The organism is Mesorhizobium sp. M7A.F.Ca.CA.004.06.1.1 (assembly GCF_003999135.1).
GTDB lineage: Bacteria > Pseudomonadota > Alphaproteobacteria > Rhizobiales > Rhizobiaceae > Mesorhizobium.
This window is the reverse complement of the sequence record NZ_RZPQ01000639.1, coordinates 1-3449: the sequence shown is the minus strand read 5'-3', so window position 1 is coordinate 3449 and position 3449 is coordinate 1. Positions and strand designations below refer to the sequence as shown.

4 protein-coding genes are annotated in these 3449 nt (G+C 61.4%); all 4 read left to right on the top strand.

The window, feature by feature from the left end:
* The first annotated feature begins 12 nt into the window (after positions 1 to 12).
* Complete coding sequence (locus EN906_RS27450; RefSeq protein ID WP_127375506.1) at positions 13 to 1272, top strand: sugar ABC transporter substrate-binding protein; 1260 nt, start codon at positions 13 to 15, stop codon at positions 1270 to 1272.
* Positions 1273 to 1457: 185 nt separating this feature from the next.
* Complete coding sequence (locus tag EN906_RS27445; protein ID WP_127270752.1) at positions 1458 to 2381, top strand: sugar ABC transporter permease; 924 nt, start codon at positions 1458 to 1460, stop codon at positions 2379 to 2381.
* Positions 2381 to 3229 (top strand): carbohydrate ABC transporter permease, encoded by an 849-nt coding sequence (locus EN906_RS27440; protein WP_027036797.1) that lies wholly within the window; start codon positions 2381 to 2383, stop codon positions 3227 to 3229. Before EN906_RS27445 ends, EN906_RS27440 begins: the two co-directional genes overlap by 1 nt.
* A 4-nt stretch (positions 3230 to 3233) precedes the next feature.
* Positions 3234 to 3449 (top strand): ATP-binding cassette domain-containing protein (locus EN906_RS27435; RefSeq protein ID WP_164777397.1); only part of this gene is annotated, 216 nt, incomplete at its 3' end.

Below are 3449 nucleotides of genomic sequence, written 5' to 3'. Positions count from 1 at the left end.
AAACTGACCGTCATGCTGGCCACCGTTGCGGGGCTGGCGATTTCCGCCGGAAATGCCGTGGCCGACTCGACACTGAAAATGGTCGAAGTCATCACCAGCCCGCCGCGCACCGAATTCCTGAAGAAGCAGATCGCCGAGTTCGAAACCGCCAATCCGGGCATCAAGGTCGAGCTTATCTCGCTGCCCTGGGGCCAGGCGTTCGAGAAATTCCTGACCATGGTGCAGGCCGGCGATACGCCTGACATCGTCGAAATGCCGGAACGCTGGATGGGCCTCTATGCCAACAATGCCCAGCTCGAGGATCTCGGACCGTATATGGCCAAATGGGATGATGCCAAGACGCTGGGCGACCGCGCCAAGCAGTTCGGCTCGACCGTCAACAACACCCAGTTCATGATCCCCTACGGCTACTATGTGAACGCGCTGTTCTGGAACAAGAAGCTGTTCAAGGAGGCCGGCCTCGACGGACCGCCGGCGACGCTCGACGATTTCATCGCCGATTCCAAGAAGATTTCCGCGCTCCCGGGGAAGTACGGCTACTGCCTGCGCGGCGGGCCGGGCGCCTTCAACGGCATGCACATGTTCATGAACATTGCTGCCGGCAAGGGCGGCTACTTCAACGAGGACGGCACTTCGACGATCAACGAAGAAGGCTCGGTCAAGGGCCTGCAGATGCTGGCCGACATGTACAAGGACGGACTGGCGCCGAAGGATGCCGTGAGTTGGGGTTTCAATGAAACGGTCACCGGCTTCTATTCCGGCACCTGTGCCATGCTCAACCAGGATCCGGACGCGCTGCTCGGCATCGCCGACAAGATGAGCGCCGACGATTTCGCCGTGGCGCCTTTGCCGGTCGGGCCGAGCGGCAAATCCTATCCGACGCTGGGCTATGCCGGCTGGGCGATGTTTGCCAACTCGCAGCACAAGGACGACGCCTGGAAGCTGATGGCGACGCTTCTGTCGCCGAAGGACAATCTGGAATGGGCCAAGGAAGTCGGCGTCGTTCCGATCCACAACGGCGCCGACCAGGATCCCCATTTCAAGACGGAGCAGTTCAAGGGCTGGTTCACGGAGCTCAGCGACAGCTCCAAATATGAAATGGTCACCCCGCCGACGCATCTGGAGAACCTCGGCAATTTCGTCGACCAGGTGGCGATCAAGAATTTCCAGGAAGTGCTGCTTGGCCAGAAGACGGCCAAGGACGTCGCCGACCAATGGGCTGCCTTCCTGACCAAGGAACAGCAGGACTGGCTGGCGAAGAACAAGAAGTAGTTTTTCTTCCCTTCTCCCCGTTTACGGGGAGAAGGTGGCCCGATAGGGCCGGATGAGGGGCGGCGCTATGCCTCGATAGGTTCGCGCTGCCCCTCATCTGCCTGCCGGCATCTTCTCCCCGTGAACGGGGAGAAGGACGCTTGTCGCCAATTCCGGCGCTCCTCCAGGAGACGATTTAGCACCCAATGACTTATGCCGTGTCTGAAATCCGATCCGCAGGCCAGCCGCGAAAGAAGCGGCTGTCGCATGCCGCTATCGAACCATGGCTGTATCTCAGCCCGGCGATCATCCTTCTGGTCGTGGTGCTGCTGGTGCCGCTGGTCATCGGCATCAGCTACTCCTTCCGTAAGTTCTCGGCGTTCAAATCGGAATATGTCGGGCTTGGACAGTATCAGGCGATGCTGTCGGATCAGGTGCTGGGGCAGGCACTGGTCAACACGTTGTGGTGGACGGTCGCCAGCCTGTTCTTCCAGTTCTTCCTCGGCCTTGGCCTGGCGCTGCTGCTCGACAAGCCGTTTCGCGGCCGCAAGGCTGTGCAAGCCCTGGTGTTCCTGCCCTGGGCTGTGCCGTCCTTCCTGTCGGGCCTGACCTGGGCCTGGCTGTTCAATCCGATCATCGGCCCGTTGCCGCACTGGCTGTTTGCACTGGGGCTGAAGGCCGAACCGACCAATGTGCTTTCCGATCCCGCCACCGCCATGTGGGGGCCGATCGTCGCCAATATCTGGTTCGGCATTCCGTTCTTCGCCATCACGCTTTTGGCGGCGCTGAAATCCATTCCGTCGGAACTGCATGAGGCAGCGGCCATCGACGGCGCTTCGCCATGGCAGCGCTTCACCAAGGTGACGCTGCCGTTCCTGGCGCCGACCATCGCCATCACTGTGATGTTGCGCACCATCTGGATCGTCACCTTCGCCGACCTGATCTTCGTCATGACGGAGGGCGGACCGGCCGGCTCGACCAACACGGTGCCGGTCTACATCTATGTCAGCGCCTTCAAATCGCTGGACAAGGGCTATGCCTCGGCGGTGGCGGTGCTGCTGCTCGTTCTGCTCATCGCCTATGCGATTGCGCTGATCGGCATCCGCCGCACGTTGGTGAGGCACGTCTGATGATAGCAGGACGTTCAACCTCGCAGCGCTTCTTCGGCGGCATCGGCCTCTACGCGGCAATCGCGGCTTACGTGCTGTTTGCCCTGTTCCCGATCTACTGGACGCTGAAGATCTCGGTCACGCCGGAGCGGCTGCTCTATTCCGAAGGCATCACCTTCTGGCCGTCGCACATGACACTGCAAAACTTCGTTACCGTGCTCGAGGCCACCGATTTCCCGCGCTATTTCCTCAACAGCGTCATCGTCTCGGTCTCGACGGCGGCACTGGTGACGATCATCGCCACGCTCGCCGGCTATGCCATGTCGCGCTTCACCTTTCGCGGCAAGGCAGCCCTGGCGCTGATGTTGCTGCTCACCCAGACTTTTCCGCTGGTGATGGTCATTCCGCCGATCTACCGCGTGATGGGGCAGATCGGCCTGATCAACAGCCTGACCGGGCTGATCATCATCTACACCGCCTTCAACACGGCCTTTGCCACCTTCCTGATGCAGTCGTTCTTCGACGGCATCCCCAAGGATTTGGAAGAGGCCGCGATGATCGACGGCTGCACCCGCGCGCAGGCCATGCGCAAGGTGATCGTGCCGCTGACGCTGCCCGGCATGGGCGCCACGCTCGGCTTCGTCTTCACCGCCGCCTGGAGCGAGCTTCTGTTCGCGCTGATGCTGATTTCCAGCGACGACCAGAAGACCTTTGCCGTCGGCTTGCTCACCTTCATCGGCAAGTTCGCCGTCGACTGGGGACAGATGATGGCGGCGTCCATCCTGGCGCTGATCCCGGTCTGTATCTTCTTCGCCTTCCTGCAACGCTATCTCGTCACCGGCCTTACCGCCGGCGCCGTCAAAGGATAGATCGATGGCCTCTGTTACGCTCGAAAACGTCCGCAAGGACTATGGCGCCGTCCGCGTCCTGCACGCGGTCGACCTTGAAATCGCCGATGGCGAGTTCGTCGTCCTGGTTGGGCCGTCAGGCTGCGGCAAGTCCACGCTCTTGCGCATGATCGCCGGGCTGGAGGAGGCTTCCGGCGGCGAGATCCGCATCGGCGAGCGGCTGGTCAATGACGTGGCACCC